We start from the raw sequence: 15,647 nt of genomic DNA on the forward strand, positions 1-15,647 counted from the left end.
CCGATGCCGGTAACGCCGCAAATCCCGTCGCTGTTGGTGACACTCGACTATTTCGGGATCGCAGTGTTCGCGATTTCGGGCGCGCTTCTGGCCGCCGAGAAGCGGCAGACGTTGGTGACCTTCTTTTTCTTTGCGGTGGCGACGGGCGTGGGTGGCGGGACGCTGCGCGACCTGCTGATCGGAGCGCCGGTGTTCTGGATCCACACCAATGCGACCCTGCTCATCTGCATCGTTGCGGCGCTCATCGTCTGGTTGATGAACCGCAAGCGCTTCAGCGGTGCCGCCTTGCTCTGGTTCGATGCAGCGGGGCTCGCCGCATACGCGACCTATGGTTCGGCCAAAGCGCTGGCCTACGGCGTTGCCCCGGTGCCGGCGTTCGCCATGGGTGTTCTCACCGCTTGTCTGGGCGGCATCATTCGCGACGTTCTGGCGGGCGAACCCTCGATCCTGATGCGGCCGGAGTTGTACGTGACGGCAGCCGCCTTGGCTGCGGGCCTTTTCGTCGGCCTGACGCTGGTCGGAGCTCCAGTCTGGATAGCTGCGGGTATTGCGGCGGTTGCGGCATTCCTGCTGCGGGGCGCAGCGATCGTGCGCGGCTGGTCCCTGCCGGCCTACCACGAATGAGCCAGCTCGCCCGGCAATCGCTGTTTGCCCTGTCTGTGTTGATTGGAGGTTGCACGACTGTTCCCGCGCCTAGGGCGATCAGCGGCGCGCAAGTTGGCGTCGCATTCGACCGGATGGGCGAGCTCGGGGTCTTCGCCGAAGGATACGCCGACCCCGCCACGAAGCGCCTAGTTACGCCGGATGACCCGGTCCGCGTGGCCTCCATCAGCAAAATGGTGACCGCAATCGGGGTCATGAAGCTGGTCGATCAAGGCAAGCTGGATCTGACCAGTAACGTGTCGCGCTGGCTTGGCTGGCCATTGCGAAACCCGAGCTTTCCGGACCGGCCGATCACGCTCGGCATGCTGCTGTCGCACACGGCCTCGGTGCGCGAGCATGACGACAATTACGTCGTCCCGCTCGACGGCTCATTGCGCGACGTCCTGAATGACCCGCGCAACTGGGACGCGCAGCACGGGCCGGGCGACGGCTATTTCGCCTACGTCAATATGAACTACCCGATCATCGGGTCGATCATCGAGAAGGTGACCGGTGAGCGCTTCGACATCTGGATGCGCCGCGAGGTGCTGGACCCGATGAAGCTGGACGCCTGTTTCAACTGGCCGACCTGTTCGGATGGCGCAGTCGCCCGCGCAGTCGAACTCGACGGCGCAGACGGCAAGCCGATCAAGGACGATTTGCACGGGGTTCGCCCCGCGTGCCCGGTGTTCGTCCGGGACGACGAGCCTTGCGATCTGAGCCGCTGGAAGCTGGGCGAAAACGGTTCGCTCTTTTCTCCTCAAGGCGGGTTGCGCATTTCGGCTCGTGGCCTTTCGCGCATCGGTCGGATGCTTCTGAACGGGGGCACGCTGGACGGCTCACGACTGCTATCCGTCAACGCAGTCGACACGCTGCTGCGCCAGGTTTGGCGTTTCGACGGGACGAACGGCGTGACGGATGGCACCTTTTACTGCAGCGCCGGCAACGGCACGCATCGGTTGCCCAACCCCGGCTGCGCGGACAATCTGCCCGGCAACGGCACTGTCTATGCCGGGCATGCTGGCGACGCTTACGGACTGAAAAGCGGGCTCTGGATCGACCGGCAGCGGGGTGTCGGCATTGCCTATTTCGTCACGGGCGTACCCGATCCCGCACCCAAAGCGGCGAGCAGCGCATATACGGCGGCGGAGGTGGCTGCGTTCAGACGGGCGGCTGCGCTCATTCATCCCCGCGAAAGCCGATGAGGTTCTAGACGGCCCGATGCTGCTTGCTCTGCCCGCCGCCCTGCTGCTCTCCGCCGAGGCCGCGGCGCAGCCGGCCAAGGATTGCGCGCCCCAGGCGCCGACCACCAATCCCAATGAAATCGTGGTCTGCGCGGTCAAACCGGACGGCTACCGCATCAGCCCGGACTTGATGGAAGCCCGGCGTCTCAAAAAGCAGGGTAATTCCGGCCCGCCGAAGAACCCCCACGAGAGCTTCGCGGATCATAGTTGCGCCACCGTCGGTCCGATGGGCTGCCGCGGCCAGCCGACCGTCAACCTGATCGCCGTCGCGGCGGTTGCCGCGCAAATGGGTCAGCGGCTTTCGAAAGGACAGGAAGTCGGCAGCATGTTCGAGACCACGCCGACGTCCAGTGAGTACCAGCTGTATCAGCAGGCGAAGAAGCAGCGCGAGGCGAAGGAAGAAGCCGAGGCGGCGGCCAAGGTGAAAGCCGCGGCCGAAGCGCAGGCTGCCGCCGCGAAGAACTAATTCATTTCCAGAGCTGCAGCGCGCGGATTGCTTTCGGCAGGGCCGGATCCTCGTCGGGTCGAGTGATGACGCGTTGCACCATCTTCCAGCCACGCCGGGTCATGCTGCGCCGCCATACATCGGTGACGAAGACGGTGCCTGACCAATCCGCACCGTCCATTCGTCCCTTGATCTCCAGCGGCGCGGCGAAGACGGCAATGCCGCCAGCAAGACTGCGAACGTAGATGTCGCCGAAGCGATAGCTGGAACAGATCCAGCGGTTGGCGGCGGCGTCGAGCCAGCTGGTGCGGTCGAGGATCATCGGCGGTTTGGACCCGGCCAGCAGCATGAAATGGCGGGAGGTCGTCGCTTTGAGCGCCTTCTTCTCGCCGTTCACCCAGCCCCGCATGAAGCGGTGTTCCATGGTCTCGATGTCGGCGTTCAGGTCACCCATGGCGACAGCGGTAGCCGCGGCGGAGCTTTTGGCAAGCGGCGTCGAATTTCGACGGGCGGCGGTTGCCGGGACAGACAACCGCGCTAGGCTGCGCGAAAACGGGGAGCATCAGAACCATGGGTAAACGTCCGCTGTCGATCGCCATCATCGCCTGGTTCCTGGGCGTCTTTTCCCTTCTCGGACTGTACGGCGTAATGACCATCGGCTCGAATCCGCAGGCGCAGAAGGTGATCGAGCAGAGTCACATGTCGCTGCAGTTCCTGCAGATCTGGGGGGTGATCGGGGCGGTCGTCACCATCACGGCCGCCGTCGGCATCTGGAAGGGCCTTCCCTGGGGCCGCGTGCTCTATGTCGTGTGGAACGTGATCGGGATTCTCGTCAGCTTCTACACGTCGCCGCAACAGGCGATGATCTTCGTCAGCATCCTGCTCTTCGTCGTGATCGCCGCATTCCTCTTCACCAATCGCGCCAACGAGTGGTTCCAGACCCGCGGCCTGGCACTAAGCCGGGAACCGCAGCGCTGATCCGGCGGGTCCTCAGCGTCATCCTGTACGTACTCGGGGGCTGGATGCTGGTCAGCGAAATCTTCATCGCGTTGCTCGACTTCGGTCAGTCCGCCGCAACGACGATCGGCATTCTGGCCTTCTTTGCGCTGTTGAGCTTGCCGTTCTTTCTGCTGGCCGTCTGGGCGACACCGGGTGACCGGACGGTCGAATTGGGCGCCGCGCTCGTCGTCACGGCGATCGTCGGAGCCGTCTTGTCGCTGGCCGTGGTCATCATGCTGAGCGATCCTCAGTTCAGACAATTCATGCCCGATGATCGGCCGATGCCGGAATTCCACTTCACGCCGCTGCTCGCGCTCGTGAACCTTGCGCTGATCGGCGGGACCGGATGGCTCTTGACCAGGCGCGGGCAGCAACCGGCGCGCTAACCGGGCGGTAACCGCCCGCGGACTAGGCTCGGCGGCATGAGCATGCACTGGAATCCCGGCAAGGCGACCGTCGACCTCAACCCCGCCGTCGCCAAGCCCCGTCCATCGATCCGCCGGGCGCCGGCGCCGGTCTCCGCCAAGCCGCGGGTACGGCGGTCAGACGAGGCCGAGACTTGGCGCGGCGTCGTCGGCATCAGCGCGATCGCGGCGATCCTGGTCGCAGCCATCGGCGCCGGTGCGTGGGTGACATTTTCCAAGAGTGACCCGGCCGCCGATGCGGCGCTCGCCCGCTTTTCCCAATGCTATGCGGCGCAGGGTCCGAATTGCGTGGTGGACGGCGACACCATCCGGATGGGCGGCGAGACAATCCAGATCGCGGGGCTGGATACGCCAAGGGTCGATGGATCGCGCTGCGAGGCGGAGCGGAATGCCGGCATTGCCGCCGCGGTCGGGCTGCTCGACCTGCTCGGCAACGGGCCGGTGAGCCTGAGCGATCCGTTCCGCGACGCCGGTGGCCGTACGGTCCGCAAGGTGTTCGTGAAGGGCCAGGAAGTCCGCGACGCTATGATCGAGCGGGGCCTGGGCCGCCGCTACGACGCGGAAAGCACGAAGGGCTGGTGCTAGGCTAGCCGCGCGGCTTGCAGCGCTTGCCGGCCGTCCGCGAAATCGCAGCGCAGGCCGCTTCGTCGCCGCGTTCGATGCGGACGCGCTGGTCGCCCGACTGCAGCGCCGACGACGGCAACGCCGAATAAGCGTATCCGGCGGCCAAACCGAGCGCAATTGCCGGCAAAGCGAGATCTTTCGCGCGCATTCCGCAGCATAACCCAGGCACGGTAAGCGAAGCGTAAAAGGCGTGAAACGGCCCGTGAAACAGGCTTAAGTTCACAAAGTTCACGCCGCGCAGCGCGTTTCCCGTGACTTTAGCGGCCCGCGGGGTGTGCCCGAGTGTCGTGCGAGCGGAGCACGGAACGGCCCGTGTAGGACAGTCTTTTCGCGCGGATGGACGGCGGCGCGCACGGCTGTAAGCTGGCCCGAGGATCCAGGCGGGGGCGCCGATGCCGGTCGAAGGCCACGACATCTACTTCCACCTGCGGATCATCATGGGGCTGGTGGTCGGCCTGGCGCTGACGCGGATGCTGTCGGGCGTGGCCAAGTTCATCACCCACCGCGACCGCGAGCATCTCTACGCCGGGCACCTGATCTGGATCGCGACGATGATCCTGATGGCGATCCACTTCTGGTGGTTCGAATACGGCCTGGTCCGCATCCAGCCGTGGACGTTCGACCTGTTCGTGTTCGTCCTGTTCTACGCCTTTTTGTTCTTCCTGCTGGCGGTGATCCTGCTGCCCGACGACATCGACGGCTACGAAGACTATCGCGAATATTTCATGTCGCGGCGGCAGTGGTTCTTCGGCCTGCTGGCGCTGACGGTGCCGGTCGACCTGATCGACACGTTGGCCAAGGGCCCCGAATATTACCGATCCTACGGCCCCGAATATCCGGTCCGGCTGGTAGGTCTGCTGGTGCTGTGCGCGGTTGGCGCCTGGTCGCGCAAGCTGAAGGTCCAGACCTGGATGGCGGCGCTCTGCCTCGCCTATTTCGTTTCCTGGATCCTGCGGTCTTACCGAATCCTGGAGTAGGACTATCGTGTCGCCGCGGACGAAATTTCCGGTTCCATTCGGCCCCGAAACGGATAAGTGGTGGGAAAGGCTGTGAAATTTCCGGCCGTCGCAGGGTTTTCTTCTGATGCAGTTGCCAAATTTCACCGAGATCGATCGTGCGCCCGCGCCCGAAGAAGCGATCGCGCTCGATTTTTTCGGAGCGACCGGCGTTCCCCTGAAGTCGGTCCTGCTGAGCCTCCTCGACCAGAGCGACGACTGCATCAAGGTCGTGGGCAGCGACGGTTCGCTGCAATTCATGAACTGCAACGGCAAGAAGGCCATGCAGATCGACGATTTCGACACCGTCGCCGGCAAACAATGGTCGAGCCTGTGGCCCGACGTGTCGCGGCCGCTGATCGACAGCGCGCTGGCCGAGGCACTGGCCGGCCGCGCGCACCGGTTCGAGGCCGCCTGCCCGACGGCGAAGGGCGAAGACAGGTTCTGGGAGGTCACCGTATCCCCCATCCGCGGCGACGACGGCGCGGTGCATTCGATCATGTCGAGCAGCCGCGACATCACCGAGCGGCGGCGGCGCGAGGACCAGTTGCAGACGATCGCCGCGGAGATGCGGCACCGCCTGCGCAATGCCCACACGATCGGCGCAGCGGTGGCGATGGCGGCGGCACGCGACCTGCCGGAGCATCGCGCCTTCGGCATGGACCTGGCCGCGCGCCTGTCGCGCCTGGCGGACGTGCAGGCGCAGCTGCTGGACGTCGAGGACGGCCTGACGGTCCGGGCGCTGTTCGAGCGGACGGTCGGCGCGTTCGGCGACAATCGCGCGCGCTTCGAATGCAACAGCGGCCGCGACATCGTTCTCAACGAGCAGGGCGCGCGCGTGATGGCGCTGGTGCTGGGCGAGCTCGCGACCAACAGCCTGAAATATGGCGCGCTGGGCCGCGACGGATCGGTACGGATGACCTCCACGCTGGAAGGGCCGACGCTGACGCTGACCTGGGAAGACATGTTCGATGCAGGCACCTCCCCGCCGATCGAGGTCGAATCGACGCGCCAGGGATCGAGCCTGATCGGACGGATGATTTCGCTAATGGGCGGAAGCTATCAGGCGGCGCTGACCGACGGCGGCTTCAAGGCCGAGATCATCGTCCTGCTGAAAGCGCTGAGCCGCGCCTGAAGCCTGACGGCCCGGGAGCGGGGGCAACCACTCACCGGGCCGGAGGTACGCTTTACAACGAAACCTCGCAGCGGCGTTTAGCGGTCCGAACATACCGGCGGGAATTTTTATTATCCGTTATCCGCCAGCCGCTTCTGATTCAAAACGGGACGATCCGGCTCTTGCTGAATTCAGCAGCGAACCGGCGGATCGTCGTAATGCGACACGCCGTTCGCATCGACATAATAGCAATAGCCCGACGCGTCCTTGTAATAGCGCCGCTGATGCCCGCCGACATTCTTGGTCACGTAGCCGGCGGTGCCGCCGACGACGAGGCCGGCCGCCGCGCCGGTGACCGGGTCGACGCCGATCAGCTGGCCGCCGAGCGCACCGACCGCCGCGCCCGCAAGCGCGCCGCCCATGGTGCGGGCTTCGACATTGTTGCCATAGGGATCGGTCGCGCAGGCGCCGAGCAGCGGCAGGGCTAACAGACAAACAGGCAGGCTTTTCACCGGCGCCTCCTTCAGGAGATGTGAGGTCAGAGCGCGCGACCACGGGCGTCTGTTCCAAACGGCGCTCCCGCGCGCGTCGGCGCGGATCGAAACTGTCCCGGCGCCGCGCCCCCATGCGGCACCGGGACATCCCCGCCTACCAGCCCGGCTTGCGCGGGCGGATGCGTTCGCGGGTGACCGCTTCTTCAATCAGGTGCGATTTGTATTTCTGCCGCATCTGATGCGCGCCTAAGCCGCTGTTGAGCACGAGGCGCACGCCACCCGTCGGGATGGCCTCGATCGTCGAAATTCCGACGTCCGCCGCCTTGCAGTCCGCGACGACCCGCTTTTCGTCCAGCCGGACGTAAAGCTCACGGCTCACCGGGGACCCCCTCGTCTGGCCGCGGCGTAGGCGTCGCGCACGTTGCCGAAGCGATATCCGCCCCGGAGGTAGACGGGGGTGGGGACGCGCTCGATGCCGGGGCGCTTAAGCTGGGCTTCTTCGATGTTGTCTGGATCCATGGATCTTGTCTCGCTTGCGGAGGATCGGGTTCGACCATGGCCGCGGAATCGGACTTCGCGGCTGTCTTCAACCGACGTGCGGCCTTGGCCTCCGCACGACGCGCGGCGATGGCCTGTTCGCGGGAAAGCGGCGGGATCACGTCAGGCCGCCGCCTGACGATCCCGTCGTGTCTTTTCAATCAGCGCGACATAGCCGCGCGCGAGCTGCAGGTGGGCTTCGCGAGAAGGCGCGCAGCGGGCCCGCGCGGCCATGAGCAGCGACTTGCCGCGGCGATGATAAAGGTAATTGAGGTCCACGCGTGGCTCCCGGGCAGTAAGCGGGAGCGCAACTGGTCTCTCAGCCGCACAGGCTTACAATAGGTTCCGTGCGATACGCCCTTGTAGCACGCCCGCCGGCCGCGACCTAACGATCATTCAGTTGCCGGCGGTCATTGCGTGACCGGCCGATAATTGCTGATCTTGAGCTCGACGCCCGCCAGCTTCTGGCGGAGCGCGGCAAGCCGTTGCGGGTCGGGCTGTTCGGCATCGGTCGCGAGGCTGACCTGGATCGCCAGATGATCCCGCTCGTCATTGAGCGCATCCAGCGCGGCATCGGTGCGGGGCAATCGCATAAAATGTCTCCGTTCTTACGGAGATGTAATGACGCTCGCGAAGAATACCATGCGTAGGTCGCTAACCCGACGGTAAGCGTGTCCGAGTTAGTCTGGCATCATGGGTCGCAATTGGGGACCTAGTCGCTCGGAATGGCTCCGACCGGAGGCGTATGATGCGCTAAGTCCGGCCGAGAAGCGTGCCTTGTGGGCGGGGCAAAATCGGCAGCGTCGCCGCAGTCGACTTACGCAGGGGCTGCTACTGGCATCCCTTGCAATAGTGATGGGCCTGATCGTGGGCTTCGCGTGGAGCCGTGACGGCGGCACGGTTCAGACCGCGCCGGGCGCGCCGATAGAGTGGAACGAGGTGCAGCCGGTGCCCGAGGCCCTGCCCGACCCGCAGGATAGCGACTGGTCGCGGCGCGGTGAAGTGGATGACGCTGGTTCGTCCGGCTCGGGGCAGAACGAGGCGATTCGCGCCAGCTTTGGTCTCTGTTTCACGGGGGGCGGGCGGAACTGCGTCGTCGATGGAGACACGTTCTGGATCGGCGGCGAGAAGGTGCGGATCGCCGGCATCGACGCGCCGGAGACGCATCCGTCGCGATGCCCGCAGGAGGCCGCGCTGGGAAGCCAGGCGACGACGATGCTGCGCGACCTGCTGAACGGCGGGGCGATCACGCTGACGCGGATCGACCGCGACCGGGACAGTTATGGGCGACTGCTCCGCAATGTGGCGGTGGACGGGCAGGATGTCGGTGAGGCGATGATCGCGGCGGGGGTGGCGCGAGAATATGGAGGCGGGCGCCAGCCTTGGTGCTAAACCGATTGCATGAGCGAGACACGCGCCGGGTTGCCGATCATCTCCTTTGAAAACAGCGAGGAGCTAGAGCGGTGGATGGAGGGGCAACCGGCGGATGCGCCGGGGGCGTGGATCAAGTTTGCCAAGGCGGGGTCGGGCGTGGCGAGTGTTTCCAAGTCCGACGCGATTGACGTGGCGCTGTGCCATGGGTGGATCGACGGGCAGCTCGACAAATATGACGAGCGGTTCTGGCTGATCCGCTTCACGCCGCGCAAGGCGCGGAGCAAATGGTCGCAGGTGAACCGGGAGCGCGTGGCCAAGCTGATCGCGGCGGGGCGGATGCGCGCGGGCGGACTGGCGCAAGTCGAGGCGGCGAAGGCCGACAGGCGGTGGGACGCGGCCTATGCGCCGGCGAGCAGGGCGAGCGTGCCGGACGATCTGCAGGCCGCGCTGGACGCCAGCCCGAAGGCCGCGGCCTTCTTCGCCACCCTGACGGGCGCGAACCGCTACGCCATCCTCTATCGCATCGGCGCGGTGAAGAAGCCGGAGACGCGGGCGCGCAAGGTGGCGGAGTTCGTGGCGTTGCTGGAGCGGGGTGAAGCACCGAGCGCAGCGAAGACGGCGCGAAGCGCCACCTGAGCAGCGCGAAGAGATGCGGAAGTCCGGCCGGCGGGTCGGCCTTAGCCGAACCCGTTCGACGTCACGGATTTACTCCGTGACGGCATTCCTGTCTGTTGCGGCGCCTGGATTACTACCGAGATTGAGAAAAACCTATGCGAAAGCCAGCGAGTGTCGACGCCTTAACGGAACTTGGGCGGGTTCGACTCTCCAAGAGCTTCTTCATGCGCGACATGCTCTATTCCGAGATTGCGCAGGTTCACGGCCTTCTTAATGCGCCAGACGATCCAGACCTCGCAATTCAGGCTGGAACACGGCTATGCGAAGAGCTGCTTGAGCCCCTCCAAGATCGTTTCGGCAGGGTAGCTATACGCTCCGCCTATCGCAGCCGCCAAGTCAACGCGCTCGGTAATGAGCGAGGCTTCAATTGCGCATCGAACGAGAAGAATGCGGCGAAGCATATCTGGGACATGCGTGACGAAGATGGTTGCTTTGGCGCGACCGCGTGCGTGATCATTCCATCAGCTTACGACAAACATCCTGAAGTGAGCGGTTGGCAGCACTTGGCGCTGTGGATTCACGATCACCTGCCCTACTCTTCGCTTTGGTTCTTCCCGAGCTACTGGGCCGTCAACATCAATTGGCATGAACATCCCAAACGGCAGATCGATAGTTACGCGAAGCCAAATGGGCGATGGGACCCAGAGAAGTTTCGACGCGAGACCTTGGAGAAGTTCGGTGATCGTCGCGTCTCATTCGGACCCTAAGCTGCTGCTGTTACGACAGATTCGTTTGCCGGTGTGCGTTTACCGCGATTAGCCTTTACCATGGCAGGTAACGTGAAGCTGTAGGTCAGAAACGCTTCCGCGAATCTTCGTAAAGATTTGGCATCCACTTCAGTTTCAGGCTCTTCGCCGTGCACAGCGTCGTTCCCGTCCAACCTTATTTCATGCGACCAATCGCCCATTGCAGCAGTCAATTGGCCATTGTTCACAAGCAGATGGATGCGCTTGAATAAGGTCTCGTCGCGATGATCAGGATCAATGACCTTAGTCGAGACATCAAGTGTCTTGCGGAACATGGCGCCAGCGGCGTCCCAATGTCCCGCTTTCAGTGCCCGTACACCTTGTTCGTAGAAGTTTGTAATATTGGCTGGAACGGCAGCGGGCGTTTTTGATTGATAATCAGGCCATTGTTGTTCGACCGTGATTCTAAGTTTCTCTTGCGAGCCTGTCGCTTTCACCAAATCAGCGCCGGACGTGTGCTCGTAAAGTCCGAGATGGAAGATAGCGCCCTTCCTGCAAGCGTTGCAGGTTGCGAGCATGTGTACTTCAGACTTAGATGAGCTAACTTCGAACTGGTAGCGCGCAACAAACGCTACCTTTTGGATGCCGCAATGCGGGCAATCGCCCGTAATGACCATTAGCCCTACTCCGCCGCCACCCCCGACGCCTCGAACATATCCGGCCCCTCGCCACCCGCGCTCGCGTCGTTCGCGGCGGCTTCGCCCTTGGCCTTCTGGCGGCGGTCGAAGCTGTCCCAGACCTCGTTCCAGTTCCCGCGGGTCGCCGCCTTTGAGTATTCGGTCGCGCGGGTTTCGAAGAAGTTGGCGTGCTCGACGCCGTTGAGCAAAGGCGCGAGCCAGGGCAGCGGGTGCTCGTCGACCATGTAGATCGGCTTGAAGCCCAACTGCCCCATGCGCCAGTCGGCGATGTAGCGGATGTACTTCTTGATCTCCTTGGGGGTCATGCCGTTGACCGGCCCCTGTTCGAAGGCGAGGTCGATGAACGCATCTTCGAGCGCGACCGTTTGATGGCAGGTGTCGCGGATGTCGTCCTTGACCGACTTGGTCAGGCAGTCGCGTTCCTTCACGAAGGCGTGGAACAGCTTGATGATGCCTTCGCAGTGGAGGCTTTCGTCGCGGACCGACCAGCTGACGATCTGGCCCATGCCCTTCATCTTGTTGAAGCGCGGGAAGTTCATCAGCATCGCGAAGCTGGCGAACAGCTGCAGCCCCTCGGTGAAGCCGCCGAACATGGCGAGCGTCTTGGCGATGTCCTCGTCGGTGTCGACGCCGAACGTGCTGAGGTAATCGTGCTTGTCCTTCATCTCCTTATACTGGAGGAAGGCGCTATACTCGCTTTCGGGCATGCCGATCGTGTCGAGCAGGTGCGAGTAAGCGGCGATGTGGACCGTTTCCATGTTGCTGAACGCGGTCAGCATCATCTTGATCTCGGTCGGCTTGAACACGCGCCCATATTTGTCGTGGTAGCAATCCTGCACCTCGACATCCGCCTGGGTGAAGAAGCGGAAGATCTGCGTCAGCAGGTTGCGTTCGTGGTCGGTGAGCTTCTGCGCCCAGTCGCGGCAGTCCTCACCCAGCGGCACTTCCTCCGGCATCCAGTGGATCTGCTGCTGGCGCTTCCAATATTCGAACGCCCAGGGGTATTCGAACGGCTTGTAGGTCTTGGACGCCTGAAGAAGTCCCATGGTTACGCTCCTGTGAGTTCGATGACGGTGGCGGCGCCGAGGATGACGGCACAGATCAGAACGGTGATGAGCAGGACCTGACGGTTCTTGCGCAATTGCTCGGTACCCGCTGGCGTGCCGGGGGCGCGGCGGGAGTGAATGAGCAGGATGCCAAGAAGCGGCAGGCTCGCGAACGGCTGCGTGGACTTGAGGTGAAGCGGGATCAGCCCCGCCTGGCCGAGCAAGGAAGCGAGCGAGTATATCCCGCCAACCACAACAATCACGAGGCCGGTCCACTGCACCCAATTATATGGGCGAAGTGGGGGCCCGGGCTGTTCGTAGGCGTACGGATCGTAGCCGGAGTTGTCGCGGTAGCCGGCCATCAGTCGATCCGCCGCGCGGTCGTATCGATGACGCGGTCGCGGTAGACGACGCGCTCGCCGCCCTTCTTGGCGCCGACGCCGAACACGACGATGCCGAGGAAATAGCCGAAATCGTACCAGCCGCCGTTGTTGGGCACGGCATAGACCGCGACCTGCGGCATAAACAAAGACACGACCCAGGCGACCGGGAAGATGAAGCCGTGCCACAGGCCGAGCAGGAAACCCGGCGCGGTGGGCGCGACGGCGGCGCTGGTCTGCGTCGCTGCGCAGGCGGTCAGCGTCGAAGTGGAAGCGGCGGCAGCCGCCGCTTTCACCAGAAGAAGCGGCCGCCTCTTAGCTTGCCGCCGTGCTGGGTCTTCACCAGCCGGCCGCGCCACATCTGGATGTACATCCACAGGCCCGAGAAGCTGAAGAAGACCAGCGACAGGCCGGACAGGATCGAGATGATCGTGCCGACGGGCCCGAAGCTCTCGCCCGAATGCAGGTGATGGAGCAGGCCGACGTTCCACGCCGGCTTGGTCGCGGGCTTGGGGCGGCAGGTCATGGTTTCCGGACAGACGAAGCCCGGCGGGGTCGCGGCCTTCGCCGCCGCGCGGGCCCGCGCCTCGCTTGCTTCCGTCTCGAACCCGCCCGAGTTGACCAGGCTGCCCACCTGACTGAGCACGCCCGTCACCGAGATCCACAGCAAGAACACGCCGAACAACACGGCCAGCCAACGATGCCACTTGCGCACAGGCGCCTCCTAATTGCGAACGTTTCGCAACAGAGAGACGATGCGAATAGCTTTGGCAAGTGTTGTTTCCGCCGATCATTGCGCCCCGCCCAACATCGCTTCGCGCTCCGCCTGGCTCGGGCGATAGTCCATCAGGCCGAGCGCATGGGCGCCCAGGATCGCCGCGATCACGAACATGATCACCGGGCCCTGCGTGCTCGGACGGCCGTCACCACCCGGGCGCCGATAGAACCAGATGCCCGCGCCGATCAGCAGGACCGCGACGGCCAGCTCGATCATTCGCCCGGTGGTGAGGTGCGCGATCACGCCGCGGGCCGTCCGATCGCGGCAGCCTGGTCGAGGCGGTTGGCATAGTCCTCGAGCACCTTGGCGGTGCGCTCGACGTAGGTGCGCGCGTCGTCCCAGCGGCGCTGCTCGATCGCCTCGCGGACGCCGGGCAGCGTCTTGGCGCCGTAGCCGGTTAGCGTGCCCGGAGCGTAGACGAGGTTCTTGAACCACGGACGGCCGGGCAGGCCCGCGGGATCGATCAGCAGCTGGTCGATGCGCGCTAGGCTGGCGTTGATGCGCGCCTGGGTCGCCGGCGGCAGATCCGACGCACGACCCAGCGTGGCGTCGGCGGCGCTGGCGGCGCGCTTGAGGTGATCGACCGCGTTCTCCAGCACCAGCATGTCGATCAGCGGCGTGACGCCCTGGTCGCGCGGGGCGACGATCGGATCGCGGGGGCTGGCGGCAAGCGCGAAGTCCCCCTCGCGGCGCAGGTCGGCGAGCGTGCGGTCCTTTTCGCGCTGATCGGCGGCGAGCTTCTTGATGTCGGTCAGGTAGCGCCCGACGGCGGTGGCGAAGTCGCCGTAGCGGGCGGGCACGCGCGGGGCGTCGGCGGCGCGCATGACGACGCGGCCGACCAGCTTCGACAGCGCTGCGCCATATTGCAGGCCCGGATCGTCGAAGTGGGTGACGTGATAGTAACTGTCGTAGACCGAGTGGTAGCTGCCGTCGGACTCATCCTCGCCGCCGAAGCCGAGGTTCAGCGAGGCGATGCCGAGATGCTGCAGGAAGGCGGTATAGTCGGAGCCCGAACCTAGCGCGCTGAGCGGAAAATCCCCGCCGGACTTGGCCGCCTCGAACTGTTCAGGGCGAACGCTTTCTTTGTCGCTATAGCCTCTCGCCAGGATCGCCGCCCGGCCACGGCGCGCGGCGGGGACGTTGGTCTTCGGGTCGAGGACGTCGTTGGCCGCCTGATTGACGAAATGCTGCAGTTCATGGCTGCCGCCCGCGCCTAGGAAGCCGCGGCCGTTGCCGTCGGTATTGATGTACATCAGCGCCTTGCGCTTCAGCTCATCGGCGTGCGCCTCGGCCCATTCGGTCGAGCCGAGCAGGCCCGGCTCCTCGCCGTCCCAGCTGGCGTAGACGATGGTCCGCGCCGGCCGCCAGCCGCCCCGGTAGAGCGCGCCGAGCGCCTTGGCCTCGCTCATCAGCGCGACCTGGCCGGTCAGCGGATCGGAGGCGCCGAACACCCAGCCGTCGCGGTGGTTGCCACGAACGATCCATTCGTCGGGATAGGTCGAGCCGCGCAGCGTCGCGATGACGTTGTAGACGGGCTTCTGCGACCAGTCGGACTTGACCGCGAGGTGCACCTTGACCGCATCGCTGCCGCCCCAGTGATAGGCGAGCGGAAGGCCGCCGCGCTGCTTGCCGGTCACCAGCGGGCCATCGAGCGCGGCGATGATCCGCGTCGCGTCGCGATACGAGATCGGCAGGGTCGGAATCTTGAGGATCGTGATTGCCTGCTCGCGCGTCAGGCGCTTGGCGCCCGGCGTCGAACCGATGCCCGGCGTCAGCGGATCGCCGGGGTAGATCGGCATGTCGGCGACCGAGCCGCGCTGCACGCCGGCATCGGGCCGTCCCCCGCCCTTCGGGAAGACGTCGGCCTCGGCGTAGCTGTCGTCGGCCGGGTCGGAGTAGATCAGGCAGCCGGCCGCGCCATGTTCCTGCGCCAGCTTGGGCTTCAGGCCCCGCCAGCCGCCGCCGTAGCGGGCGAGCACGATCTTGCCTTTGACCGAAATGCCGCGCTGCTCGAGCGCGTCATAATCGTCGGGCATGCCGTAATTGACGTAGACGACCGGTGCGGTGACGTCGCCGTCGCCCTGATAGGCGACATAGGGTGGCAGCGCGCCGGCAGTCTGGGACGAGGTCGGGTCCTCGGCGATCGCCGGCTCCTGCCCGCCCAGCTGAACGCGGGTCGGCGTGACCAGTTCGAGCGTCGTCGAGATCGGCGTCGGATAGAGGACGTCGAAGCGCTCGATCCGCGCGTCCCAGCCCCATTGCTTAAACAGGGCCAGCTGCATGTCGGCATTGGCCTTGTTGTGCGGCGCGCCGACATGGTTGGGCGCGGAGGACATGGTCTGCAGCCAGCCGAGCTGGTCGGCGGTGCTGATCATCGAGTCGAAGCTCTGTTCGAGCGCCTGGCCGCCCGATTGCGCGGTGGCGGCCGTGGCGACGAGGGCGAGCGCGGCGACGCCGCTGGCGAGCAGGCGCCTCACCGGAGCCACGCAGC

At 64.9% G+C, this 15,647-nt stretch carries 24 protein-coding genes; 11 read left to right on the plus strand and 13 right to left on the minus strand.

Translation table 11 applies throughout. The annotated features are described in order from the left end of the window. Nucleotides 1-3 precede the first annotated feature (3 nt). The 3 genes from QU596_RS06545 to QU596_RS06555 are packed head-to-tail and all read left to right on the plus strand — an operon-like array spanning nt 4 to nt 2,352. Complete coding sequence (locus QU596_RS06545; RefSeq protein WP_308517857.1) at nt 4-624, plus strand: trimeric intracellular cation channel family protein; 621 nt, start codon at nt 4-6, stop codon at nt 622-624. Continuing rightward, complete coding sequence (locus QU596_RS06550; RefSeq protein WP_308517858.1) at nt 621-1,847, plus strand: serine hydrolase domain-containing protein; 1,227 nt, start codon at nt 621-623, stop codon at nt 1,845-1,847. The genes QU596_RS06545 and QU596_RS06550 overlap by 4 nt, the downstream gene beginning before the upstream one ends. Before the next feature lie 16 nt (nt 1,848-1,863). Then, the gene (locus tag QU596_RS06555; protein WP_308517859.1) at nt 1,864-2,352 is read left to right on the plus strand and encodes a hypothetical protein; all 489 of its coding nucleotides are present in this window, start codon (nt 1,864-1,866) and stop codon (nt 2,350-2,352) included. A gap of 1 nt (nt 2,353) precedes the next feature. Here the strand turns inward: QU596_RS06555 and QU596_RS06560 are convergent, their stop codons facing one another. Further along, the gene (locus QU596_RS06560) at nt 2,354-2,785 is read right to left on the minus strand and encodes a DUF4440 domain-containing protein (RefSeq protein ID WP_308517860.1); all 432 of its coding nucleotides are present in this window, start codon (nt 2,783-2,785) and stop codon (nt 2,354-2,356) included. Between the two features lie 116 nt (nt 2,786-2,901). Here QU596_RS06560 and QU596_RS06565 point away from each other — a divergent pair, with 116 nt between their 5' ends. Genes QU596_RS06565 through QU596_RS06575 form a run of 3 tightly spaced genes read left to right on the plus strand, consistent with a single transcriptional unit; the run spans nt 2,902 to nt 4,340 of the window. Beyond that, nucleotides 2,902-3,309 carry a hypothetical protein gene (locus QU596_RS06565; protein ID WP_308517861.1) on the plus strand — a complete coding sequence of 136 codons (408 nt, stop codon included), beginning with the start codon at nt 2,902-2,904 and terminating at the stop codon, nt 3,307-3,309. A 44-nt stretch (nt 3,310-3,353) separates the two neighbouring features. After that, nucleotides 3,354-3,716: a hypothetical protein gene (locus tag QU596_RS06570; protein ID WP_308517862.1), complete on the plus strand. Its 363-nt coding sequence runs from the start codon at nt 3,354-3,356 to the stop codon at nt 3,714-3,716. Between the two features lie 36 nt (nt 3,717-3,752). Further along, a complete protein-coding gene (locus tag QU596_RS06575) occupies nt 3,753-4,340 on the plus strand; it encodes a thermonuclease family protein (RefSeq protein ID WP_308517863.1) in 588 nt (195 codons plus the stop codon). 1 nt (nt 4,341) lies between these two features. Here the strand turns inward: QU596_RS06575 and QU596_RS06580 are convergent, their stop codons facing one another. After that, a complete protein-coding gene (locus QU596_RS06580) occupies nt 4,342-4,527 on the minus strand; it encodes a hypothetical protein (RefSeq protein WP_308517864.1) in 186 nt (61 codons plus the stop codon). A 244-nt stretch (nt 4,528-4,771) separates the two neighbouring features. Here QU596_RS06580 and QU596_RS06585 point away from each other — a divergent pair, with 244 nt between their 5' ends. Together QU596_RS06585 and QU596_RS06590 are read left to right on the plus strand one after the other, a co-directional pair. Beyond that, entirely contained in the window at nt 4,772-5,356 is a 585-nt protein-coding gene (locus QU596_RS06585) for a hypothetical protein (protein ID WP_308517865.1), read from the plus strand. A 106-nt stretch (nt 5,357-5,462) separates the two neighbouring features. After that, entirely contained in the window at nt 5,463-6,509 is a 1,047-nt protein-coding gene (locus tag QU596_RS06590) for a PAS domain-containing protein (protein WP_308517866.1), read from the plus strand. Between the two features lie 170 nt (nt 6,510-6,679). Here the strand turns inward: QU596_RS06590 and QU596_RS06595 are convergent, their stop codons facing one another. From QU596_RS06595 to QU596_RS06610, 4 genes are all read right to left on the minus strand, one after another. Beyond that, nucleotides 6,680-7,000, minus strand: a complete 321-nt coding sequence (locus tag QU596_RS06595) for a hypothetical protein (protein WP_308517867.1) — start codon at nt 6,998-7,000, stop codon at nt 6,680-6,682. A gap of 136 nt (nt 7,001-7,136) precedes the next feature. Then, nucleotides 7,137-7,361 (minus strand): hypothetical protein, encoded by a 225-nt coding sequence (locus QU596_RS06600; protein WP_308517868.1) that lies wholly within the window; start codon nt 7,359-7,361, stop codon nt 7,137-7,139. 281 nt (nt 7,362-7,642) lie between these two features. After that, a complete protein-coding gene (locus QU596_RS06605; protein ID WP_308517869.1) occupies nt 7,643-7,798 on the minus strand; it encodes a hypothetical protein in 156 nt (51 codons plus the stop codon). A gap of 131 nt (nt 7,799-7,929) precedes the next feature. Further along, the gene (locus tag QU596_RS06610) at nt 7,930-8,112 is read right to left on the minus strand and encodes a hypothetical protein (RefSeq protein WP_308517870.1); all 183 of its coding nucleotides are present in this window, start codon (nt 8,110-8,112) and stop codon (nt 7,930-7,932) included. A gap of 262 nt (nt 8,113-8,374) precedes the next feature. Between QU596_RS06610 and QU596_RS06615 the strand changes: the two genes are divergently transcribed. The 3 genes from QU596_RS06615 to QU596_RS06625 all read left to right on the plus strand — a co-directional run bounded on the left by QU596_RS06615 (nt 8,375) and on the right by QU596_RS06625 (nt 10,275). Beyond that, nucleotides 8,375-8,911, plus strand: coding sequence for a thermonuclease family protein (locus tag QU596_RS06615; RefSeq protein WP_308517871.1), 537 nt, complete (start codon nt 8,375-8,377; stop codon nt 8,909-8,911). A 9-nt stretch (nt 8,912-8,920) separates the two neighbouring features. Further along, complete coding sequence (locus QU596_RS06620; protein ID WP_308517872.1) at nt 8,921-9,529, plus strand: YdeI/OmpD-associated family protein; 609 nt, start codon at nt 8,921-8,923, stop codon at nt 9,527-9,529. A 203-nt stretch (nt 9,530-9,732) separates the two neighbouring features. After that, a complete protein-coding gene (locus QU596_RS06625) occupies nt 9,733-10,275 on the plus strand; it encodes a hypothetical protein (protein WP_308517873.1) in 543 nt (180 codons plus the stop codon). On the opposite strand, the gene QU596_RS06630 is transcribed toward QU596_RS06625, so the two are convergent. From QU596_RS06630 to QU596_RS06660, 7 genes are all read right to left on the minus strand, one after another. Next, the gene (locus QU596_RS06630; protein ID WP_308517874.1) at nt 10,272-10,931 is read right to left on the minus strand and encodes a DUF4145 domain-containing protein; all 660 of its coding nucleotides are present in this window, start codon (nt 10,929-10,931) and stop codon (nt 10,272-10,274) included. The genes QU596_RS06625 and QU596_RS06630 overlap by 4 nt on opposite strands. 5 nt (nt 10,932-10,936) lie before the next feature. After that, nucleotides 10,937-11,998, minus strand: coding sequence for a ribonucleotide-diphosphate reductase subunit beta (locus QU596_RS06635; protein WP_308517875.1), 1,062 nt, complete (start codon nt 11,996-11,998; stop codon nt 10,937-10,939). Between the two features lie 2 nt (nt 11,999-12,000). Further along, nucleotides 12,001-12,360, minus strand: a complete 360-nt coding sequence (locus QU596_RS06640; protein WP_308517876.1) for a hypothetical protein — start codon at nt 12,358-12,360, stop codon at nt 12,001-12,003. Continuing rightward, nucleotides 12,360-12,674, minus strand: coding sequence for a hypothetical protein (locus tag QU596_RS06645; protein WP_420030947.1), 315 nt, complete (start codon nt 12,672-12,674; stop codon nt 12,360-12,362). Before QU596_RS06645 ends, QU596_RS06640 begins: the two co-directional genes overlap by 1 nt. Continuing rightward, nucleotides 12,671-13,093: a PepSY domain-containing protein gene (locus QU596_RS06650; protein ID WP_308517877.1), complete on the minus strand. Its 423-nt coding sequence runs from the start codon at nt 13,091-13,093 to the stop codon at nt 12,671-12,673. The genes QU596_RS06645 and QU596_RS06650 overlap by 4 nt, the downstream gene beginning before the upstream one ends. 75 nt (nt 13,094-13,168) lie before the next feature. After that, nucleotides 13,169-13,399 (minus strand): hypothetical protein, encoded by a 231-nt coding sequence (locus tag QU596_RS06655; RefSeq protein ID WP_308517878.1) that lies wholly within the window; start codon nt 13,397-13,399, stop codon nt 13,169-13,171. Continuing rightward, nucleotides 13,396-15,633: a transferrin receptor-like dimerization domain-containing protein gene (locus QU596_RS06660; RefSeq protein ID WP_308517879.1), complete on the minus strand. Its 2,238-nt coding sequence runs from the start codon at nt 15,631-15,633 to the stop codon at nt 13,396-13,398. The genes QU596_RS06655 and QU596_RS06660 overlap by 4 nt, the downstream gene beginning before the upstream one ends. Between the last annotated feature and the right edge of the window lie 14 nt (nt 15,634-15,647).

The sequence above is a fragment of the Sphingomonas flavescens genome (assembly GCF_030866745.1).
GTDB classification, from domain to species: Bacteria; Pseudomonadota; Alphaproteobacteria; order Sphingomonadales; family Sphingomonadaceae; genus Sphingomicrobium; species Sphingomicrobium flavescens.

What these genes read in the sequence shown, in the direction of transcription:
- QU596_RS06575 (WP_308517863.1), top strand. Translation starts at nt 3,753, where the DNA reads ATGAGCATGCACTGGAATCCCGGCAAGGCGACCGTCGACCTCAACCCC.
- QU596_RS06630 (WP_308517874.1), bottom strand. Translation starts at nt 10,931, where the DNA reads ATGGTCATTACGGGCGATTGCCCGCATTGCGGCATCCAAAAGGTAGCG.
- QU596_RS06620 (WP_308517872.1), top strand. Translation starts at nt 8,921, where the DNA reads ATGAGCGAGACACGCGCCGGGTTGCCGATCATCTCCTTTGAAAACAGC.
- QU596_RS06560 (WP_308517860.1), bottom strand. Translation starts at nt 2,785, where the DNA reads ATGGGTGACCTGAACGCCGACATCGAGACCATGGAACACCGCTTCATG.
- QU596_RS06550 (WP_308517858.1), top strand. Translation starts at nt 621, where the DNA reads ATGAGCCAGCTCGCCCGGCAATCGCTGTTTGCCCTGTCTGTGTTGATT.
- QU596_RS06590 (WP_308517866.1), top strand. Translation starts at nt 5,463, where the DNA reads ATGCAGTTGCCAAATTTCACCGAGATCGATCGTGCGCCCGCGCCCGAA.
- QU596_RS06625 (WP_308517873.1), top strand. Translation starts at nt 9,733, where the DNA reads ATGCGCGACATGCTCTATTCCGAGATTGCGCAGGTTCACGGCCTTCTT.
- QU596_RS06610 (WP_308517870.1), bottom strand. Translation starts at nt 8,112, where the DNA reads ATGCGATTGCCCCGCACCGATGCCGCGCTGGATGCGCTCAATGACGAG.
- QU596_RS06570 (WP_308517862.1), top strand. Translation starts at nt 3,354, where the DNA reads ATGCTGGTCAGCGAAATCTTCATCGCGTTGCTCGACTTCGGTCAGTCC.
- QU596_RS06580 (WP_308517864.1), bottom strand. Translation starts at nt 4,527, where the DNA reads ATGCGCGCGAAAGATCTCGCTTTGCCGGCAATTGCGCTCGGTTTGGCC.
- QU596_RS06565 (WP_308517861.1), top strand. Translation starts at nt 2,902, where the DNA reads ATGGGTAAACGTCCGCTGTCGATCGCCATCATCGCCTGGTTCCTGGGC.
- QU596_RS06585 (WP_308517865.1), top strand. Translation starts at nt 4,772, where the DNA reads ATGCCGGTCGAAGGCCACGACATCTACTTCCACCTGCGGATCATCATG.
- QU596_RS06615 (WP_308517871.1), top strand. Translation starts at nt 8,375, where the DNA reads ATGGGCCTGATCGTGGGCTTCGCGTGGAGCCGTGACGGCGGCACGGTT.
- QU596_RS06635 (WP_308517875.1), bottom strand. Translation starts at nt 11,998, where the DNA reads ATGGGACTTCTTCAGGCGTCCAAGACCTACAAGCCGTTCGAATACCCC.
- QU596_RS06640 (WP_308517876.1), bottom strand. Translation starts at nt 12,360, where the DNA reads ATGGCCGGCTACCGCGACAACTCCGGCTACGATCCGTACGCCTACGAA.
- QU596_RS06555 (WP_308517859.1), top strand. Translation starts at nt 1,864, where the DNA reads ATGCTGCTTGCTCTGCCCGCCGCCCTGCTGCTCTCCGCCGAGGCCGCG.
- QU596_RS06545 (WP_308517857.1), top strand. Translation starts at nt 4, where the DNA reads ATGCCGGTAACGCCGCAAATCCCGTCGCTGTTGGTGACACTCGACTAT.